Origin of the sequence: Symbiopectobacterium sp., from assembly GCF_047692315.1 — a bacterium.
GTDB lineage: Bacteria > Pseudomonadota > Gammaproteobacteria > Enterobacterales > Enterobacteriaceae > Symbiopectobacterium.
The window spans coordinates 120551-141863 of record NZ_JBLLJS010000030.1 but is presented as its reverse complement, the minus strand read 5'-3'; the positions used below and the strand labels follow the sequence as shown (position 1 = coordinate 141863).

Below are 21313 nucleotides of genomic sequence, written 5' to 3'. Positions count from 1 at the left end.
TAACTTATCCCTCGTGCAACCCACACTCCCGTTTCAGACCGAAGAAGCGCGTTTCTTCTTCGCTCATCCCCGGCTCCCACTTACGCGTGGTATGCGTATCACCCACGGACAGGTAACCCTGCTCCCACAGCGGATGGTAGGACAAACCGTGCTGCTTGAGGTATTGATACACCTGCTTGTTATCCCAATCGATAATCGGCAGCACCTTGAAGACGCCGCGTTGAACCGCCAGCACCGGCAGATGTCCACGGCTGCCAGACTGTTCGCGCCGCAATCCGGCAAACCAGGTCTGCGCCTGTAGCTCACCTCAACCCACGGTTCATCGGCTCAACTTTGTTGATCTGGTTGTAATGCTCAATGCCCTCAACGCCCTGCTCCCACAATTTACCATAGCGCGCTTCCTGCCAGGCCGGAGAGTGCTCGGCACGATAGACCTTCAGATTTAGTTTTAACTGCTCGGCCAGCGTGTCGATAAACTGGTAGGTTTCCAGGAACAGGTAGCCAGTATCGGTGAGGATAACCGGAATATCAGGGCGCAGTTGCGTGACCAGATGCAGGCTTACAGCCGCCTGAATACCGAAACTGGAAGAGAGCACATACTCTCCCGGCAGGTACTCCAGCGCCCAGGCCACTCGCCCCTCGGCAGAAAGCGTTTCCAGTTGCGCGTTGGTTTCCGCCAGAGCCTGTGCCTGCTCCGGTTTTGGTAGCGCATTGAGCGCCTCAAGAGAGAATGCCAACATCATGCCTCCCGGTTAATCGTAAAAATCGCGCGCCGGATCGAGCACCGGCTTGATGATACCGCTGCGGATGGCAAAGTCACCGAACCCTTCGCTTTGCTGGCGTTCCAGCGCCCAGCGGCCAATCAGACTATCCAGCTCGCTCAGGATCTCCGCCTGCGTAATGTTTTCGCGGTACATACGAGGAATACGCGTGCCTTCCCGGTTGCCGCCCAAATGCAGGTTATAGCGCCCAACGGCTTTCCCGACCAGGCCAACCTCCGCCAGCATGGCGCGACCACACCCATTCGGGCAACCCATCACGCGCAACACGATATGCTCGTCGCCCACGCCGTGCCGCTGCATAATGCCTTCCACTTCAGTGACAAATTCCGGCAAGAAACGCTCGGCTTCCGCCATCGCCAGCGGACAAGTTGGGAACGATACGCAGGCCATCGAGTTTTTACGCTGCTCGGTGACGTTATCGTCAATCAAACCGTGCTCACGCGCCAGCGCTTCAATATTCGCTTTATTTCGTGTACTCACGCCCGCCACAATCAGGTTCTGGTTCGCCGTCAGGCGAAAATCCCCTTTGTGGATTTTGGCGATTTCGGCCAACCCGGTTTTCAGCGGACGGCCCGGGTAATCGAGGATACGGCCATTTTCGATAAACAGCGTCAGGTGCCATTTGCTATCGATGCCTTTCACCCAGCCAATGCGATCGCCACGACCGGTAAATTCATAAGGGCGCACCGCCTCAAAGGTCACGCCAGCGCGCTTTTCCACTTCGCGTTTGAAAGTGTCAACACCGACACGCCCCAGCGTATATTTGGTTTTGGCATTTTTGCGGTTGGTGCGGTTACCCCAATCACGCTGCGAGGTCACCACCGCTTCAGCCACAGCCAACGTATGCTCTACCGGAATATAGCCCAGCTCACTGGCAGTACGCGGGTAGGTTGCCTTATCTCCGTGGGCGATAGAGAGACCGCCGCCGACCAGACGGCCATTGTCTGCAATGGCAATAAAATTGAGATCGTTGGCGTGCAGATCCACATCATTTTGCGGTGGTATCACCACCGTAGTTTTAAACTTACGCGGCAGATAAGTCGCACCGAGGATCGGCTCTTCATCGGTAGTGGCGACTTTCTCCTGATCCAGCCAGATTTCGGCATGGGCACGGGTACGAGGCAGCAGGTGCTCGGAGATCTTCTTCGCCCAGTCATACGCTTGCTGATGCAGTTCTGATTCCACCGGATTAGAGGTACAAAGCACATTACGATTCACATCGTTGGCAGTCGCCAGCGCATCCAGCCCCAACTGGTTCAGCAGTTGGGGCGCCGGTTTCACGTTCGGCTTCAGGATGCCGTGAAACTGGAACGTTTGGCGGTTAGTAATACGAATGCTGCCATAGAGCGTACTCTCGGCGGCAAACTTATCGATCCCTAACCACTGCTCCGGCGTCATCACGCCACCGGGCAAACGGCAACGCAACATCATGGCATGACGCGGTTCCAGTTTTTGTTCGGCACGCTCAGCACGAATATCGCGGTCATCCTGCTGATACATCCCATGAAAACGGATCAGCAAAAAGTTGTCGCCGTTAAAGCCGCCCGCCAGCCCTTCCTGCAAATCCTCAGCAATGGTGCCGCGCAGGTAGTTGCTTTCCCGCTTCAGGCGCTCCGCATCAGCGAGTTTCCCTTCCACCACTAACGGGCCGGGATAGCGTTCATCGATTGGTAATTTTTCGCTCATTGATAAAGATCTCGCTAGTACACATCGCGCTGATAACGGCGCTCAAGGCGCAGTTCGCTTAAAAATTCGTCGGCCTGCTCTGCATCCAGACCACCATGGGCAACAATGATGTCCAATAGTGCCTGCTCCACATCTTTCGCCATGCGATTCGCATCGCCACACACGTAAAGATGAGCACCGTCTTGGATCCAGCGCCACACCTGTTCGCCCTTCTCACGCAGTTTGTCCTGCACATAGATCTTGTATGCCTGATCGCGCGACCAGGCCAGATCGATGTGGGTCAGCAGCCCGTCTTTGACGTAGCGCTGCCATTCCACCTGATAGAGAAAATCCTCTGTAAAGTGTGGGTTGCCGAAGAATAGCCAGTTTTTTCCTTCTGCACCGTCAGCTTCTCGCTGTTGCATAAAGGCACGGAACGGCGCAATGCCGGTCCCTGGTCCGATCATGATGACGGGCGTAGACGGATCGGCAGGCAGACGGAAGTGATCGTTATGTTCAATAAAGACCTGGATCTCATCCTCTTCGTTCAGACGATCCGCCAGAAAACCTGATGCACCGCCGGATCGCGCACGCCCTTCATAGTCGTAGCGCACTACGCCAACGGTAATATGCACCTCACTTTCGGCTTCGGCCTGAGAAGAGGCGATGGAATGGCGATGGAATAAAGACGCGGCGTCAACGGGCGCAGCCAGCCAATCAGTTGCTCTGGCGTCAGTTCCGTCGGCGCCTGACGCACCATGTCCACCAGCGGCGTGCGCTGGGCGAACTGTTGCAGCGCGGGCTTTTCTGCCACCAACGCCAGCAGCGTGTCATTACGTGACAACGCGGCGTACTTCTCCACCAGTGGCGCAGTGTTCTGTGTCAATTCGAAATGGCATTGCAGTGCCTGCGACAAAGGCAATGTATTTCTCGCCACGCTTACAGGCTCATCCCCTTTTAACCACAGCAGTTCCAGCAGCTCTTGCACCAATGCCGGATCGTTCTGATACCACACGCCGAGCGCATCACCCGGTTGATAGCGCAGGCCGGAATCCCCCAGATCGATCTCGATATGGCGCACATCTTTATCGGACGCGCGCCCAGTAATTTTCTGATTAACGGAGAAACTTGCCGTGTAGGGGGGCGGTTTTACTGTAAGGACTGCTGGAAATTTCATCCCGCGTTCCGCCTGCGCTAGCCTGAACGACCGCCGCGCCTTGTGCCGGTACCCGTGCCTGGAGGATATCGACAATCTGGCGACGCCACTGTTCAGCTGCCGCTTGATAATCAACATCGGCATCCACGCGATCGAGCAGGCTCTCTGAGCCCAGTTCGGCCAACCGGCCATCAACATCTTTACCGGCTTTGCAGAAGAATTCGCAAGAGGTATCGCCCAACCCGAACACCGCAAACGACGTCGTTGTTAGCGCGGGTGCTTTTTTGGAGAACAGGAATTTATGCAGCGCCACGGCCTCTTCCGGCGGCTCCCCTTCCCCTTGCGTGGAAATCACCACCAGCAACAGCGTTTCCTGCGCGATTTGCTTAAATTTATAGTCGCCCGCATTCACCAACGTAACCGCAAGCTTGGCAGCCAGCAAATCGTCACGCAGTTGTTCTGCCACACGGCGGGCATTGCCCGTTTGCGATGCACTGATAAGCGTAATGCTTTGGGCAGGTGCAGGCGCGGCGGCGCTGACCGGGAGCGAGACGGCCGACACGGCGCCGCTCTGAGCCCCATTGCCCTGCGCGACGCCCCAAAAATAGCCTGACAGCCAGGCCAGCTGCGCCGGAGAAAAATCTCCCGTGGCGCTCTGCAAACGCGCGAGCTGCTCGGCACTAAGCGGCAGCAACGAAACCGGAGTGGTCATTGTGATTTCAGTGTCCTTGTATGTCGTCCCGCCATAAAGCGATTTTTATGCAATCTAAAGTTGTATGGAATATAAGGTTACCTATCCAGCGCGCAACAATTAAAGACGCGATGGCAATATTTAATAACCAAAATGCCTAAATGGTTTTTCTGATAATCCTTAACGCTTAAAGCGTTATAGGCCACCCGATCAGATTAACGCCCCATGATTCAGATTATTCTTCGACCAAACGTGCTTCAAGGGCAACTTTCCGGTAGTATGCGACGGCTTTTCGTTTACGCTCGGTTATCCCTTCAGGAACGTTGTTATGGTCACTACGCTATTTAAAGATTTTCAGTTTGAAGCCGCCCACCATCTGCCACACGTGCCGCAAGGCCACAAATGTGGCCGCTTGCACGGGCATTCCTTTATGGTGAGACTGGAAATTACCGGTGAAGTCGACCCGCACACCGGCTGGGTCATGGATTTCGCCGACTTGAAAGCGGTGTTCAACCCTGTTTGGCAGCAGTTGGATCACCACTATCTCAATGAAATCCCCGGGCTGGAAAACCCCACCAGCGAAGTGCTGGCGCACTGGATCTGGCAGCAGTTAAAACCGGCACTGCCTCTGCTGAGCGCAGTGATGGTGAAAGAAACCTGCACGGCGGGTTGCGTTTATCGCGGGGAATAAAAGGATCGGCCTGTTATCAGGCGATATTCAAATACTTGTGCGTCTGCATTGACAGACGCCAGTTACGGGCGATACAGGTTTCGATACAGAGTTTGGTCGCCTCGTCTTTCTGGCTTATCGGCTGTAAGGCGATAATACGTGCTTTATCATCCTGCGAGCGCGCCAGCAGGGCATCCAGCGCTTCAATGTCTTTCTCTCGCGCCACCGGGTGCTTGATTTCATCAGCGCGCTGTAGCGCCTGATCGAGCACCACCATGCCGCCACGCATATTCACTTTGGGTGAAACGGTAACCCAGGTGTGCAGTGAACAGCGCACATCATGAGTGCCGCTGGTTTCGATCTGGCAGCGATAGCCGTTTTGCTCGAGATAGTCTGTCAGCGGCGTCAAATCGTGGATACAAGGCTCACCGCCAGTGATAACGATGTGCCATGCGCTATACCCTTGTTGCTGGATACGCGCCAGAATCGCCTCCGGGCTGGCAGGTGCCCAGGCATCACTCTCCTCGGTCTTTATCAAAATCTGCGCCAGCGTGGTTTCGCGTTCAGCGAACTTATCCCAGGTGTGTTTGGTGTCACACCAACTGCAACCGACTGGGCACCCTTGCAGGCGCACAAAGATTGCCGGGACACCGGTAAAAAAACCTTCGCCTTGCAGCGTTTGAAACATCTCGTTTATTGGGTACAGCATAACATCCTATCATTTAACCATCGGGTGCCAGCCTGGCTGGCAATCTGCTATTATTGCAGATTGCTTGCGGTGCGCCAAATGCCGCATTTGAGGGATAACGCCAGATAGCCAATGCAATATAACGTTACAATAGGCAATGAGAACATTTGATGAATGTTGCAGTTCAGTTAATAATCAAGGGGATTGCCCATTTTTTTCACGGTGTTTACGACAAGGAACGATACGATGAAACGTTTGAAAGCGGCGTGTCTGATGGCTATGACGGCATTTGCCCTCCCGGATGTCGCAGTGGCAGAACCCACAACGCAAGTCAAAACCCAGCCGGGTTACTATCGGCAACTGTTGGGTCAATATGAAATCACCGCGCTTTCAGATGGCACAAACGCCATGCCGATGGACAAACTGCTCACGCGCACCGATCCCAACATCATTCGCCAACTGCTGGCGGAAAAATCATTAGCCCCAACCGTCGAAACCTCTATCAATGCGTTTCTGGTCAACACGGGAAAAAATCTGGTTTTGATTGATACCGGCAACGGCCAACAATCGAACAGCAATGTTGGCAAAGTGCAGAAAAATCTGCTGGCAGCCCCGGCTATCGCCCGGAACAGGTAGATACCATTCTGATGACCCATTTGCACGGCGACCATTTTGGTGGTCTGGTGCAAAACGGTAAGCTGGCTTATCCGAATGCAACCGTGTATGTCTCGTAAAAAGAGTACGATTTCTGGCTGGATCCTCAGCGTCTGGCGCAAGCAGCACCTGAACGTAAGCCTGCATTCCAACGGGTTCAGGACACGTTCAAGATTCTGGCGTCAGCAAATAAAGTGAAAACCTTCACTGGGGATGCTGCGCTGCTACCTGGCATTACGCCAGTGTTTGCGCCCGGGTACACACCGGGGCATACCGCATATAGCATCGTCAGTGACGGCAAGAAATTGTTGGCATGGGATGATATCGTGCACGCCGAAGCAGTGCAAATGCCGATACCGGAAACCACTATCAGCTGCGATTCGGATATGGATCAGGCCACCAAAACACGCGAAGCACTGTTTGCTCAGGCTGCCAGCGAAGGATATCTGGTAGCGGGCGCACACCTGCCATTCCCAGGCATCGGCCATGTGAATACCCGCGTGGAACGTAACAGCACCACCAACGGCTATCGCTGGATCCCGGTGAATTACAGCCTGAACGGACTGAAATAACACCAAACCCCGCGAAGCAAATAATAATGCCTTCGCGGGCCCCCCCTTGCTTACCGCTTACAGATAGACGCGCAGATACTCAGACAGGCACAGGATCGCCATTGCCTGACCATATGGCATGGAGGTAAGCGGAATCTGGCGGTAGTAATCCAGATCGCGGCCCATTGCCGTACCAAACGACACATTGACCAGTTCGCCTTCCTGATTGATGTTGGCAATAACGCCGCGAATCGCTTTTTCCGCCATTTCTGCATAGAGTTTATCCACATAACGCGCGCACCGCTTTCAGGATGCCATAGGCAAACCCGGCAGTTGCGGAGCTTTCCACATAAGAGTTGGCATCATCCAGCAGCGTATGCCACAGGCCGCTGTCATCCTGATACTGCGCCAGCGCTTCAATCTGGCTTTCCAGCACCTGCAACAGGAAGCGACGCGTTGCATTTCCTTCAGGCAGTTCCAGTAGCTCGATAAACTCAGGGATCGCCACCGTCAGCCAGCTATTTCCGCGTGCCCAACGTGCTTCGGCGAAATTGTGTTTGCCATCAAACGTCCAGCCGTGGAACCACAGACCACTACGTCTATCCATCAGATACTGCACGTGCAGTAAGAACTGGTAGGTCGCTTCTTCAATAAACTCAGGGCGATTGAGCAGCTTGCCGATTTTTGCCAGCGGTAGCACGCTCATCATCAGAGTGTCATCCCACAGTTGATCGGTGTTTTCGCTGTTGTAGACGATATGCCGCAAACCGTTTTTCTGCGTGCGTGGCATCTCGTACATTACCCACTCCTCCCAGCGCTCCAGATAAGGCACCCAGCGTGCGTCGCGTGTCTCTTCATAGCGATAGGCCAGCGTCAGGAACGGGCAGACGGTGTTGACGTTTTTGGTGGGAGTGCCTTCCGCCAAACGGGCTTCAAACCAATCGTCAATGATGGCGCGCATCTGGTCATCACCAGTCTGCTGGTAGTATTGGTAAATGCCATACAAGCCAATACCGTGCGTCCACTCCCACCCGGCCCAGCCCTTGGTATCAATGACCCGACCATCATCCAACCGCAGCAGAAACTCTCCGGTTTCATCTTTGATATTGACCAGATTATCGGTAATGCGGCAGATCAACGCTTTCAGAGAGTCGCGAGAGATAAAGTGCTCAGGCTGACGCAGCAGCGGGCTATGTTTAACACTGAATACGGTCATAGATTATCATCCACTTTTATCGTTAATGCGTTAATGCAGTTAAGGCTGAGTCACCTGGGTTGCCGAATGCGCCGGCTGTTTGTGGCGATTCAGGTAACCGATATTGTTGTTGCCCCACAGCGATTCATAAGACATGCCAGAGAGCATTTCCACTACCTGACGCTCCTGCGGCGTAATGCGTTCAGGCACAGGACGTCCGGCTTCACGCATTTTCAGCGTCTCTTCACGCAGGGTCTGGTGCGTTTGCAGGTTCAGTTTAAACCGTAATGAGACCAGAAAACCCAACGCCAGCACGCAGACTGTGCCTACGCTGAGCACCATCAGAATGGTGTGGCTCACACCCGGTGCTTGTACGCTCTGTCCTGAAACAAACCCAGACAGTTGTAACACCACATCGACCAGCATCACAGCGCCTGCCTGAGAGGCCTTGCGGGTTAACGTCATGATCCCGGCGAAGATCCCTTCACGGCGCTGGGCAGTGATCACCTCATCCACATCGGCGATATATAGGTGTAGGTATTCCACGGCACATAGTTGATCCCACCACGCCCCAATCCGGCTAATGCAGAAACCAGCAGCAGAGAGAACACATCGTGCAGGCCGCTGTAATAGAGCACACCGTAAGAAATCGCAGCCAAACCGAACAGGCAAACCACCAAACGATAGGAAGGTGCCGGTCCGAAGCGAATACACAGCGGAATCATGCCAATCACCGCCAGGAATTGCAGGATAGCCATGGTGCCCATCAGGTTTGAGGCCACCGTCGGGCTTTGCATCAACACAAACACCACGTAGTAGGTGAACACGGCGTTAAACACGTCCTGCGCGATATAGCCGCCGAGGTACATCCCCAGATGCTGACGGAAAATGCGAATGCGTAGTGTGGATGAGAGTTCGACGCTCAGGCGTTTCAGGCTTTGTCCCAGCGTCAATGACTGGCGTTCCTTTTCTGCCTGCAACGACGCTGCCGACATCTCTTCGCGCGGCCGTTCCCAGGTAAAGAAATACACCAGTGTCAGCACCGCGGCACAAATCACCGAGAAGACCAGGCTTGAATAGAAGAAAGAAATCGCGTTGTCTTTACCAAAGTGGCTGAGCAGGATACCGGGCAGGAACGCTGCCAGAATCGCAGAAAGCTGCGTCAGCGCGATACGTGCACCAGAGAATTTGGTTTTCTGTTTAAAATCATCGGTCATTTCCGGCACCAGCGTTTCATACGGCACCAGAATCATGGTGTAGACCACATCAAACACCAGGTAGGTCAGCAGATAATACCAGTACCCCATGTCGCCCACCCACATCAGGCTGTAGCTGAACACACAAGGAATACCCAGCAGAATAAATAACTTACGGTGACCAAAACGTTTGCCAAGCCAGGTCGAACCAAAGTTATCCGTCAGGAACCCCATTAGCGGGCTGACAACGGCATCCAGCACCCTGGCCATCGCCAAAAATAAACGTGGCTTCAATGGGTGTCAAACCACAAAACGTGGTGTAAAAATAGAGCAACCACGCCGCCGTTAGCGCCGTGGTCCCCGCACCGAGAAAATCACCTGAGCCGTATGCCAAATAGTTGGCCAGCCCAATTTTACGCGTTTTCATTTGCCATCCTTCCTGTGTCATTGTCTTTATGAAGGTAATGCGGCAGGCCCAAACCCTTTACTGCCGTGATAGCTAAACTACTGCCGGGGCGTTGGGAAAACCTTCGCACGGTTGCCACGCACCGGGCGGGATTGGCATCCCAGAGAAGAACGCGGCGATCGACCTCAAGGTTTTTATAAAAAGCAATTTTAAACCAATGAAACCGGCAGTTTGTTTATGGCGATCACAGGGCAGAAAGGTGATGCAAAAGGAAGATGAGAACAGGAACGCCCCATTATGGCGGCGTTCCAGATGATTAGCGTGGGTGCAAAATACCCTCGACCTGCTGCACATTCAGATCAAAACCATAGGAACGCTGGTAGAAGTCATGGGTTTCTTTTGCCATATCGATATGCTGCATCTGTTGCGGATAGAGCGTTTTCGCCAGCCAGAGAAACTGCAACGCCTGCTCGGAGGTTTCGCGGCACCACCAGAACATCCCTTGCGGATTTGCATAGACACGCCCTTGCTGAACCGCCCTAAGCGTTTGCCATTGCGGATCCTGACGGATCGCCTCGGTGTCGCTCGCGCGCATGGTAATAATCACATCGGGGTCGGCTTGCACAACCTGCTCAAGGGAAACCGGCGCGGTGCTGATACCCACCTGACGAAACCAGGGTTCGGCAACGTTAATCGCGCCGCCAAGATCCATCCAGTCCTGATTGAGAGAAAGACGGCCCGACATGGTCAGCGGATCGCCTACCGCGTGGTAGACCTTTAAGCGTTGCTCACGCGGAATGCGCTCAATCACCGCCTGTACGCGTCGCACGTTATCCTGGTAATATGCGGCGAAATCGCGGGCGCGCTGTAGGGCATCAGGCCCGAGAATTTCGCCGGTAATCAGCGTGCGCTCCACCATAGCATCCAGCGAGTTGTAACGCAGCACTACCACCTGAACCCCCGCCTTGCTAAGCGTTTCTGCTTCTGCTAACGGAGTACTCTACGGTACAAACAGCACCTGCGCGCGTTTGGCAACCAGCACTTTGCTGTTAATGCCCATATCACCGCTGCGTGAGGCTAAAGCTGCCTGCGCAATCGACGGCACAAACTGACGGAATAGTGGTGTATCACGTACGATTTTGGTGGTCGCCACAATGCGATCGCCATAACCCAACATGGCAATAATTGAATTCTGCGCATTCCAGGAGGTGGCAATCCGCTCTATTCGAGCAGGCACAGTAACGGAACGATCGCCGTAATACTGCACGGTTCTCATCGGCATTGCCTCCGCCAGCGCAGAGCCGGTCAGCAAGCAGGCAAACAGTGCCAATGAGAGACGCCGCATCATCGATTGAGTCATGGCATCACCAGTCAACGGAGAGAGAAGCGCGGATTTCACGCGGTTCGCCCAGAAAAGCATTAGCGGAACCATTGGAACCATCGTTTCGTCCCGGAAAGAGCGAAGCCCAATAGCGCTCATTCGTGACGTTATTCACCATCACGCGCACTGCGGCATTTTTGTCATGCAATTTAAAGGCATAGCGCGCACCGAGATCCAGCGTGGTGAAACCCGAAGCCCAGGTCGTATTGGTGTCGTTGGCCGCACGCTTACCGGTGTAGTGCAGGTTCGCCTGATAGACCATATTCGGGGCGCTTGGGTGGCTATACTCCGCCAGCAGGTTAGCCTGGAATTTCGGTACTCCAACTACACGTTTATCACGAGTGGCCACTGAACTGGTGTCTTTAAGCTTAGGATCAAGCAGCGTCATGCTGCCAAACAGATGCAACCCCGCCAAAGCTTCACCGTCTGCCATCAGTTCTAAACCCGTAGTTAACTTGCTTGCCCTGCTCCTTGTAGATATCGTCATCCCCGGTATAAGCAAACGGACGCTCCAGACGAAACAGCGCTGCATTCACATTCATATCTTCCCATTGGGATTTCACCCCGGCCTCATACTGGGTGCTGCGGTAGGGGTTCAGCACTTGCCCATAGTTCTTCGCCGTTTTAGGTGCGACACCGCCTTGTTCCAGTGAATCAGCATAGGCAATGTAGGTCATTACATTCGGTACAATTTTATACATCAGCGACACTGTCGGGCTGACACCGTCGTTATGCTGTGAACTGCTTTTAGCACCATAGCTGTGAGACGTAAGCCAACTTTGACTAATCACCCCCATCGCCGACCAACGCTCATTGAACGTAATAGTACCCCCTGCTGTCACCGATTGCTGGCTGCTGCGACTGGACTTATAGCGTCCAGACCCAACATAGAAACGTCCATTACTCGGGTCATCGTAGCGTCGTGGGGCATTAAGAGGGCTTGATCCCAGGGTAAACTCTTTATCCTCACCCAGCGCAGCATAGTTGGTCCACTGGAATCCCGTCGTACTCAATACCACATCATGCGAAGGCCCCGCAGTGTCGATGTGGCCATTAAGCTGTAGCGTATTGCTGAGAACTCGGAATCGCCCAGCGGTATAAGGTTGGGTAAACCCAGTGGTTATAGTGTCTGAATTACTCGACAACTTGTTTGAAATCGTGCGCATACCGCGATCGGCGGTCTGGTAACCCACGCCGCCAGTCACAGACCAATTGTTATTGAAGAAGTGTTTTATACGAGAACTGACGGTTTTCGTCACCAGATCCAAGCCTGCAAAAGATTGCCCGTATCCTTTTCGGGTAACATCCGGTGCGCTGGGCAGTTGGACGTTCGGTCCGTAGGAAAAACCACCCGCATAACCCATTTTCTTAAAGCGGTATTCGCTGGCGTTAAATTCCAACACGGTATCTGGAGAGATATTCCAGCCCAGTGCTACGCTGGCCAAACGCCGCCGCAGTGTGCTGTCGCTGACGCTGCCTTCCCCCTCGTCATGCAGCAGGTTAATGCGGTAGCCTAACTGGTCATTGTCGCCCACATGACCGCCCAGATCCGCGTGCCCCGAAGCTGCACCTTTGCTGGAGTAACCGGCTGTAAAACGGTTCAAGGTTTGCGCGGTGGGTCTTTTTTGCACAAAGTTAAATTGCCCGGCCGGGCTGGCAGGGCCATACAGCGCACCGGTCAGGCTATTGATCACATCAAGTCGCTCCAGCATCTCGACCGGAAATGCGGTAGTGGAAATGATATTTAGTCCATCGAGACGACTGTTCGCCAGCACATCCCCTTGCATGCCGCGACTTTGCGGGCGCCCCACATCAATGCCGCCGCGCGCCTGCATCTGCGCTGAAGCGCTGTATTTCAGCAAATCGTTGACGTTCTTCGCCTGTTGGTTGGCGATCATGGTGGAGGTCACCGTGGTGGTGGAATAAGGCGTATCGATACGATCGCGCTTGCCAAGAGGGCCAATCTCAACGGCATCAGTGCTCATCCCTACCCCTGCGAAGTTTGGCGAATCTTCTGCCGGTTTGGCGGTTACCATGAGCACATCTTCTTTTTTTATCCCCTTCCAGCTTGACGTTAGCCTCAGCGGACCATGAGGAAGGCGACGCGGCCAATAACGCGGGCAATAGCCAACGAATACTGGTTTTCCGTTTCTGCATTGTCATTTTCTTTATCTCAGTTTTGTATTTTGGTTATCAATATGTATTTTTTTACATATTGAATCGCAACATGCAAAGATACGAGACGCTTTTTAAGAAGAAAACTCGTTCTCATTGCCCGAGATCAATAGATAATTTATTGAAAAATAAAATATTAATCTTGATGAGGAGATATCTTACCCCCAAAGAGGCAAGCGCGTGCCGAAAAAATCAGCATCCAGATTGAGGATAGCGACAGGATAATGGCATAAAAAAACCCGGAAGCGCCGAAGCCCTTCCGGGTTTTTATCACCGGGCGCGAACGCCCGATGCAGACAGGCGATTACGCCTGGCCTTTCACTTCTTTCAGACCGTTGAATGCAGCACGGCTAGCCAGTGCTTCTTCGATACGGATCAGCTGGTTGTACTTGGCAACACGGTCAGAACGGCTCATGGAACCGGTTTTGATCTGGCCAGCAGCCGTACCTACTGCCAGATCGGCAATGGTAGCGTCTTCGGTTTCGCCAGAACGGTGAGAGATAACGGCAGTGTAGCCTGCATCTTTCGCCATCTTGATAGCAGCCAGCGTTTCGGACAGAGAGCCGATCTGGTTGAATTTGATCAGGATGGAGTTAGCAATACCTTTTTCGATGCCTTCTTTCAGGATCTTGGTGTTGGTTACGAACAGGTCGTCACCCACCAGCTGGATTTTGTCGCCCAGCACTTTAGTCTGGTAAGCAAAACCTTCCCAGTCAGATTCGTCCAGACCGTCTTCGATAGAAACGATCGGATACTCTTCGGTCAGGCCTTCCAGGTAGTGCGTGAACTCTTGAGAAGAGAAGGTTTTGCCTTCGCCTTTCAGTTCGTAGTTACCCGTTTCTTTGTTGTAGAACTCAGAAGCCGCACAGTCCATTGCCAGCGTAACGTCTTTGCCCAGCACATAACCGGCATTTTTTACCGCTTCAGCGATAACAGCCAGTGCTTCGGCGTTGGAACCCAGGTTCGGCGCGTAGCCACCTTCGTCACCCACAGCAGTGTTCAGGCCTTTGCCTTTCAGCACCTTAGCCAGATGATGGAACACTTCAGAACCGATACGGATCGCTTCTTTCACCGTTTTCGCGCCAACAGGTTGAATCATGAACTCCTGGATATCAACGTTGTTGTCAGCGTGTTCGCCACCGTTGATGATATTCATCATCGGCAGAGGCATGGAGAATTTACCCGGAGTGCCGTTCAGTTCAGCGATGTGTTCGTACAGCGGTTGGCCTTTGGACGCAGCAGCAGCTTTGGCGTTAGCCAGAGAAACGGCCAGAATAGCGTTAGCACCAAAGTTGGATTTGTTGTCAGTACCGTCCAGGTCGATCATGATTTGGTCGATGGCAGCCTGATCTTTGGCATCTTTGCCCAGAATGGCCTGTGCCAGCAGTCCGTTCACAGCGGCAACGGCTTTGGTTACGCCTTTGCCCAGGAAACGGGATTTGTCGCCATCACGCAGTTCCAGCGCTTCGCGAGAACCGGTAGATGCACCTGACGGTGCAGCGGCCAGACCTACAAAGCCCCCTTCCAGGTGAACTTCGGCTTCAACGGTCGGGTTTCCGCGTGAGTCGATGATTTCACGGCCGATGACTTTAACGATTTTGGACATTAGATTTTCCTCAGTACAAGTTAAACTAAAACCTTAGACGAACAACGCGCGGTACTGGACCGCGCGTTGCTGAAAAACCCTTACTTCACCTGACGCTTTTGGTAAGCACCAGCGGCTTTAACAAAGCCGGCAAACAGGGGATGCCCATCCCGCGGCGTCGATGTAAATTCCGGATGGAACTGACAGGCCACGAACCACGGATGCTCTGGGAGTTCAACAATCTCCACCAGCTTGCGGTCGGCGGAAAGACCAGCAACGCGCAGTCCCGCTGCTTCAATTTGTTTCAACAGCATGTTATTCACTTCATAACGGTGGCGGTGACGTTCAATAATGGTCGCCTCACCGTACATCTCACGCACCAGACTGCCCTCTGCCAGATGGCATGCTTGACCGCCTACGCGCATGGTGCCGCCCAGATCGCTCTCTTCGCTGCGCACTTCGAGGTTGCCCTCTTCATCACGCCATTCGGTGATGAGCGCGACGACCGGGAACTTACAGTCTGGCACAAATTCCGTAGAGTTTGCCGCTTCCATGCCCACAACGTTACGGGCAAACTCCATCAATGCGACTTGCATTCCCAGGCAAATGCCCAGATAAGGGATGTTATTCTCACGGGCGTAATGCGCCGCCATGATTTTACCCCCAACACCCCGGTAGCCGAACCCCCCTGGGATCAAGATAGCATCAAGATCTTTGAGAACTTCAACGCCACGCGTTTCTACATCCTGCGAATCGATCAGCTTAATGTTGACGGTAAGGCGATTTTTCAGCCCGCCGTGCTTGAGCGCTTCGATCACCGATTTGTAGGCATCCGGCAGTGCGACGTATTTGCCCACCATCCCGATGGTGACTTCGCCACCCGGATTGGCTTCCTGATAGACAACCTGTTCCCATTCGGACAGGTCTGCTTCCGGGCAATTTAAGCTGAATCGTTTACAAATATAATCGTCCAATCCCTGCGATTTCAAGAGCGCCGGGATTTTATAAATCGAATCAATATCTTTTAAGGAGATTACTGCTTTTTCCGGCACATTACAGAATAAAGCAATCTTTGCACGCTCGTTGGCGGGCACGGTACGGTCAGAACGGCAAATCAGCACATCCGGCTGAATACCGATTGAAAGCAGCTCTTTTACAGAGTGCTGAGTCGGCTTGGTCTTCACTTCGCCCGCTGCCGCCAGATAAGGCACCAGCGTCAGGTGCATAAACAGGGTATGCTCGCGACCGACTTCCACCGCCATCTGCCGAATCGCTTCAAGGAACGGCAGAGATTCGATATCACCCACAGTCCCACCGATTTCCACCAACACTACGTCGTGGCCTTCGCCACCTTCAATGATGCGTTCTTTAATGGCATTGGTGATATGCGGAATCACCTGGATAGTCGCCCCCAGATAGTCGCCGCGACGCTCTTTGCGCAGCACATCGGAGTAGATACGACCTGTGGTGAAGTTGTTGCGGCGCGTCATTTTGGTGCGAATAAAGCGCTCATAGTGGCCCAAGTCAAGATCGGTTTCCGCACCGTCTTCGGTGACAAACACTTCACCGTGCTGCGTCGGGCTCATCGTGCCCGGATCCACGTTGATGTATGGGTCCAGTTTCATGATGGTAACGTTGAGGCCACGGGCTTCAAGAATAGCCGCCAGAGAGGCTGCGGCAATGCCTTTACCCAGAGAGGATACGACCCCGCCGGTCACAAAAATATAATTAGTTGTCATGCTGAACCTGAGAGTTTAGGTTTATAACAATGTGAAGTACCAAGACGGGAAAGTAGTATACCTGAACCTGATGAAGGCTACAAATGTTGCTTTTCGTCATTGTGACGATCGTAACGCCGTGGTCAAACCGACATATCACGCACAAATTACTATAAATATAATGTTATAAATCATAAATATAAACAATAAAACTGCAAAAAAATGCTGTTTGGTTGATAAAATACTCTAACCGGCCTTTTCCTGCCGTTTTACCTGCTCCCAGGCAGCATCCATTTCTTCAAGCGATGCTTGTTCGACTGTTTTTCCCGAGGCGATAACAATCTGTTCTACCTGACGGAAACGGCGACTGAATTTGCGGTTTGCCGCCTGAAGCGCGTTTTCGGCTTTTTGACCAAGATGTCGCGAGAGATTGACGGTAGCGAACAGCAGATCGCCCACCTCTTCAGCCAGTTTTTCTTCATCCACCACTGCCTGCCAGGCTTCGTGCATCACTTCATCGATCTCTTCATACACTTTGTCGACCACCGGCCCCAGACTATTCCAGTCGAAACCGACAGACGCGCAACGCTGCTGAATTTTGTGCGACTTCATCAAAGCAGGTAGCGCGTCAGGAATATCATCCAGCACCGAATAGCGGGCTTTCTCTGCACGCTCCTGGGATTTGGTTTGCTCCCAGTTGGCAAGCACCGCATCACTGTCGGTGAGCGTTGCATCGCCAAAAATATGCGGGTGCCGCCGCTCCAGCTTGTCGCTGATGGCGTCGCACACCGCTGAGAAATCAAACCGCTCCTGTTCTTGCGCCATCTGGGCGTAAAACACCACCTGAAACAGCAGATCTCCCAACTCACTGCGCAGATCGTCAAAATCCTTGCGCGAAATCGCGTCCAGCACCTCGTACGTCTCTTCCAGCGTGTAAGGTGCGATGGTGTCGAAGGTTTGTTTGCGATCCCACGGGCAACCGTTTTCCGGATCGCGCAAGGTTTTCATAATGGCGAGAAGACGTTCAATAGCCGCTGCTGTCATGCCTGATTCCTGAAATAAATGATAAAAAAACGCCGTTCCCGGCGCGTGCCGGAAACGACGCCTTTTTTGCGATTACGCCCCTTGCTGGCGGCGCGCGTCAATGACATCCAGCAGTTGGTTGAGCTTCGCCAGCACTCTGCCTAACACCTGAAGATTGTAGATCTCGATCTCCATGTCGATCACCGCGATCTGCTGTTTGGTATCGCTGCGACTGGATACGCCCAGCACGTTCACCTTTTCATTCGCCAAAATGATGGTGATATCACGCAGTAACCCGCTGCGATCGTTGGCCGTTACACGTACCGTCAGCGAATAGCCGCTGGAGTAGCTTTCCCCCCACACGGCATCAACAATCCGCTCCGGCGCATGGCTGCGCAGATCGTCCAGTTGCTCACAGTCGGCGCGATGGATAGAGATGCCGCGCCCACGGGTGATGAAGCCAATGATCTCATCGCCCGGTATCGGCTGGCAACAACGCGCAATATGGTGCATTAGATTGCCAACCCCTTCTACCACAATGCGGTCGCTATCTTTACGGCTGCTCTGCGGGGGCGCTTTCTGCTGGGTGAGCTGGCGCAGAGCCTCGCGATCCTGCTCCTCGGCGCTGGGCTGATTGAGCTGCGTCTGAAGGAAATTCACCATCTGGTTGAGACGGATATCCCCGCCGCCAATGCCCGCCAGCAACTCATCGAGAGAGTTGATGTTATAGAGCGGCAGCAGCAGCTTCTCAGCCGCCTTCAAACTGATACCTAAATGCTCCAGTTCGTTATCCAGAATCTGGCGGCCCGCAAGAATATTCTTGTCACGATCTTGCTTGCGGAACCAGTTGTGGATTTTGGAGCGCCCACGGCTGGTGGTGATATAGCCCAGATTCGGGTTCAGCCAGTCGCGGCTAGGGTTCGGCTGCTTCTGGGTGATGATTTCAATCTGATCGCCCATCTGCAACTGATAGGTAAAGGGCACAATACGGCCGCCAATTTTAGCCCCGATGCAGCGATGCCCGATATCGCTGTGAATATGGTAGGCAAAATCCAGCGGCGTGGAACCCTCCGGCAGGTCGACTACATCCCCTTTCGGCGTAAACACGTAGACGCGGTCGTCGAAGACCTGGCTGCGCACTTCGTCCAGCATTTCGTCCGAATCGGCCATCTCATCCTGCCAGGAGAGCAGTTTACGCAGCCAGGCAATACGCCCTTCATAACCCGAGCGCCCGCCCACCGCAGTGCCCTCTTTGTATTTCCAGTGCGCCGCAACGCCCAACTCTGCATCTTCATGCATCTGTTTGGTGCGAATCTGGATCTCAAGGGTTTTGCCCCCCGGCCCTAACACCACGGTGTGAATGGACTGGTAGCCGTTAGGTTTCGGGTTTGCCACGTAGTCGTCGAACTCGTCCGGCAAGTGGCGATAGTGTGTGTGCACAATACCCAGCGCCGCATAGCAGTCTTGCAAGCGTTCAACCACAATACGCACCGCGCGAACATCAAACAGCTCATCGAACGACAAGGATTTCTTCTGCATCTTGCGCCAGATGCTGTAGATATGCTTGGGCCGGCCATAGATCTCGGCCTTCACGCCCTCGCCCGCCATCGCGGTGTGCAGCGTTTTTACAAAATCGTCAATGTACTGTTCACGGTCAATCCTGCGCTCGTGCAACAGTTTGGCAATCTTTTTGTACTCGTCAGGGTGCAGATAGCGGAAGCAGAAATCTTCCAGCTCCCATTTGAGCTGACCGATACCGAGGCAATTCGCCAATGGCGCGTAAATGTTGGTACACTCTTTGGCCGCCAATACGCGCTCTTCTTCCGGAGCGTCTTTCACTTCACGCAGGTGCGCGATTCGCTCCGCCAGCTTGATCACCACGCAGCGGAAGTCTTCCACCATGGCCAGCAGCATACGGCGAATGTTGTCCACCTGCTCAGAAGCGACAGAATCATTTTGCGTCGCTTTCAACTGGCGGATAGCATCCATATCGCGCACGCCGTGCACCAAATCGACGATATTCTTGCCAAACGCTTCGCGCAGTGTCTCTTCATCCACCGCGCCAGAATCCGCCAGCGGGAACAGCATCGCCGCGCGCATGCTGTCGTTATCCATGCTGAGCGTGGAGAGGATCTCCACCATTTCAATGCCGCGCCATAACAGCAACATCGCATCGGGATGTCCCTGCGTATGCTGTTCACAGTAGCGCCAGGTCTCGGCTAAGCGTTCACACGACTGCTGATTATTGATGCCCAACGATGCAATCCAGGCATCTGGCACAAACTCGCCGTCCGTATTCAAATGCGCACTTCTTACCGCAACCATAAATTCTCCCTACAATGCCGCTTTGCCAGAGCGTGCCGCCTTACCAGAACGCTGCAAAAACAGTGCCATCGATTCAAGGTGGCCGGTGTGAGGAAACATATCCAACATGGCGACTTGCGCCAACGTATAACCCGCGGCCAGCAGCACTTTACTGTCCCGCGCCAACGTGGTGGGGTTACACGAAACATAGACCACTCGCTGTGGCGCAAGTTTAACAATTTGCGGCATCACTTCCACCGCCCCGGCGCGTGCCGGGTCTAGCAGTATCTTATCAAATCCCTGGGCGCTCCAGGACTGTTGCGCAACATCCTCGTCGAGATTTTGGTGAGAAAATGTGACGTTAGACAAGCCGTTACGGCGCGCATTCTCTCGCCCCTTCTCCACCAACGCAGGCACACCTTCGACCCCGACCACCTCTGCCGCGCGCGCCGCCAGTGGCAAGGTGAAATTACCCATGCTGCAAAACAGATCCAGAATGCGGTCTTGCGGCTACACATCCAGCCACGCCAGCGCTTGCGCCACCATCTGCTGATTCACCGCGTCATTGACCTGAATAAAATCGCGCGGACTGAATGTGAGGACCATGCCACTCACGCTATAAACCGGCGTATCCCCCGTCAGGGACGTGACCACATCCGCCTCCGGTGCCAGATAGACAGCCACCTGGTGCGCCACGGAAAACACGCGTAAGGCATCAGTATCCGCCGCGCTCAAAGCATCGAGATGGCGCAGCACCAGCAGCGGGCCGTTATCCGCCAGCACCAGTTCAACGTGCCCGAGCCGTTTCACCCCCTGCAACTGGCTCAGACAGGCGCGCAGCGGAGCTAACAAGGCATCAAGCTCTGGAGCCAGCACCGGACACGTGGCGATATCCACCACATCGTGAGATTGCCCCTGACGATACCCCATGCGCAAACCCGACTGACGTTTAGGCATTGTCTTCGCGCTGGCTGACGATTTCCCGCCCGCAGACGCCGGCTTGTCACCCGTCAAAAAGTATAACGCAAGACGCGCACGCCGACGGTAGCCATAGGCCGGCCCCGCAATCAGCCCGATATCCGTCAGCGTTTGCCCGGTTTCTCGCGTCATCAGCTTTTGCAACGCGGCCGATTTACTGCGCTGTTGCAACGCAACATCGGCATGCTGCTGCTGGCAGCCGCCGCACACGCCAAAATACGGGCAACGAGGCTCAACGCGCTGCGCGTCAGCAGCCGTTTAAGTTCACCGCGCGCATACTGGCGTTTATCTTCCGTCAGTCGGATCTCCGCCTGTTCCTCCAGCAACACGCCGGGCACGAAAACGGTTTTACCTTGGTGACGCGCCACCCCTTGCCCGAAAGGATCGAGATCGGTCACTGTCACGTTAATGGTTTGCAGGGTCGTCACACGCCGGTTTGGAGAGTAGAATTGCGCCATAGTTTACAACTGTGTCTTTAAGCTGAACGTCTGGGCC

The 21313-nt window shown here is 53.9% G+C and carries 7 protein-coding genes and 8 pseudogenes; 2 read left to right on the top strand and 13 right to left on the bottom strand.

The window, feature by feature from the left end:
- Positions 1 to 4: 4 nt before the first annotated feature.
- The 3 genes and pseudogenes from cysH to cysJ form a co-directional block, all read right to left on the bottom strand.
- Positions 5 to 740, bottom strand: a pseudogene (cysH, locus tag ACMZI0_RS19890) (phosphoadenosine phosphosulfate reductase).
- A gap of 12 nt (positions 741 to 752) precedes the next feature.
- Positions 753 to 2450, bottom strand: a complete 1698-nt coding sequence (gene cysI / locus ACMZI0_RS19885; protein WP_415674269.1) for an assimilatory sulfite reductase (NADPH) hemoprotein subunit — start codon at positions 2448 to 2450, stop codon at positions 753 to 755.
- A gap of 32 nt (positions 2451 to 2482) precedes the next feature.
- A pseudogene (cysJ, locus tag ACMZI0_RS19880) lies at positions 2483 to 4315 on the bottom strand (NADPH-dependent assimilatory sulfite reductase flavoprotein subunit).
- Between the two features lie 307 nt (positions 4316 to 4622).
- Here cysJ and queD point away from each other — a divergent pair.
- Positions 4623 to 4985: a 6-carboxytetrahydropterin synthase QueD gene (gene queD / locus ACMZI0_RS19875; RefSeq protein WP_415674237.1), complete on the top strand. Its 363-nt coding sequence runs from the start codon at positions 4623 to 4625 to the stop codon at positions 4983 to 4985.
- A gap of 16 nt (positions 4986 to 5001) precedes the next feature.
- Here queD and queE read toward each other — a convergent pair whose 3' ends face one another.
- A complete protein-coding gene (gene queE / locus ACMZI0_RS19870) occupies positions 5002 to 5673 on the bottom strand; it encodes a 7-carboxy-7-deazaguanine synthase QueE (RefSeq protein ID WP_415674236.1) in 672 nt (223 codons plus the stop codon).
- A gap of 225 nt (positions 5674 to 5898) precedes the next feature.
- On the opposite strand from queE, the pseudogene ACMZI0_RS19865 reads away from it, so the two are divergent.
- Positions 5899 to 6878: pseudogene (locus tag ACMZI0_RS19865) on the top strand (MBL fold metallo-hydrolase).
- A gap of 57 nt (positions 6879 to 6935) precedes the next feature.
- Here the strand turns inward: ACMZI0_RS19865 and ACMZI0_RS19860 are convergent.
- From ACMZI0_RS19860 to rlmD, 9 genes and pseudogenes are all read right to left on the bottom strand, one after another.
- Positions 6936 to 8073: pseudogene (locus ACMZI0_RS19860) on the bottom strand (glycoside hydrolase family 88/105 protein).
- A gap of 39 nt (positions 8074 to 8112) precedes the next feature.
- A pseudogene (locus ACMZI0_RS19855) lies at positions 8113 to 9675 on the bottom strand (MFS transporter).
- A gap of 295 nt (positions 9676 to 9970) precedes the next feature.
- Positions 9971 to 10936: pseudogene (locus ACMZI0_RS19850) on the bottom strand (ABC transporter substrate-binding protein).
- Between the two features lie 82 nt (positions 10937 to 11018).
- A pseudogene (locus ACMZI0_RS19845) lies at positions 11019 to 13198 on the bottom strand (TonB-dependent receptor).
- Between the two features lie 316 nt (positions 13199 to 13514).
- Complete coding sequence (gene eno, locus ACMZI0_RS19840; protein ID WP_415674235.1) at positions 13515 to 14816, bottom strand: phosphopyruvate hydratase; 1302 nt, start codon at positions 14814 to 14816, stop codon at positions 13515 to 13517.
- An 80-nt stretch (positions 14817 to 14896) separates the two neighbouring features.
- On the bottom strand, positions 14897 to 16534 hold the full coding sequence (pyrG, locus tag ACMZI0_RS19835; RefSeq protein ID WP_415674234.1) for a glutamine hydrolyzing CTP synthase: 1638 nt from the start codon (positions 16532 to 16534) through the stop codon (positions 14897 to 14899).
- Positions 16535 to 16759: 225 nt separating this feature from the next.
- Positions 16760 to 17557, bottom strand: a complete 798-nt coding sequence (gene mazG, locus ACMZI0_RS19830) for a nucleoside triphosphate pyrophosphohydrolase (RefSeq protein WP_415674233.1) — start codon at positions 17555 to 17557, stop codon at positions 16760 to 16762.
- Positions 17558 to 17629: 72 nt separating this feature from the next.
- Complete coding sequence (relA, locus tag ACMZI0_RS19825; protein WP_415674232.1) at positions 17630 to 19861, bottom strand: GTP diphosphokinase; 2232 nt, start codon at positions 19859 to 19861, stop codon at positions 17630 to 17632.
- Positions 19862 to 19870: 9 nt separating this feature from the next.
- A pseudogene (gene rlmD, locus ACMZI0_RS19820) lies at positions 19871 to 21276 on the bottom strand (23S rRNA (uracil(1939)-C(5))-methyltransferase RlmD).
- Positions 21277 to 21313 lie beyond the last annotated feature (37 nt).

Coding starts and splice junctions, on each gene's coding strand:
- queD (WP_415674237.1), top strand. CDS start 4,623: ATGGTCACTACGCTATTTAAAGATTTTCAGTTTGAAGCCGCCCACCAT.
- queE (WP_415674236.1), bottom strand. CDS start 5,673: ATGCTGTACCCAATAAACGAGATGTTTCAAACGCTGCAAGGCGAAGGT.
- eno (WP_415674235.1), bottom strand. CDS start 14,816: ATGTCCAAAATCGTTAAAGTCATCGGCCGTGAAATCATCGACTCACGC.
- pyrG (WP_415674234.1), bottom strand. CDS start 16,534: ATGACAACTAATTATATTTTTGTGACCGGCGGGGTCGTATCCTCTCTG.
- mazG (WP_415674233.1), bottom strand. CDS start 17,557: ATGACAGCAGCGGCTATTGAACGTCTTCTCGCCATTATGAAAACCTTG.
- relA (WP_415674232.1), bottom strand. CDS start 19,861: ATGGTTGCGGTAAGAAGTGCGCATTTGAATACGGACGGCGAGTTTGTG.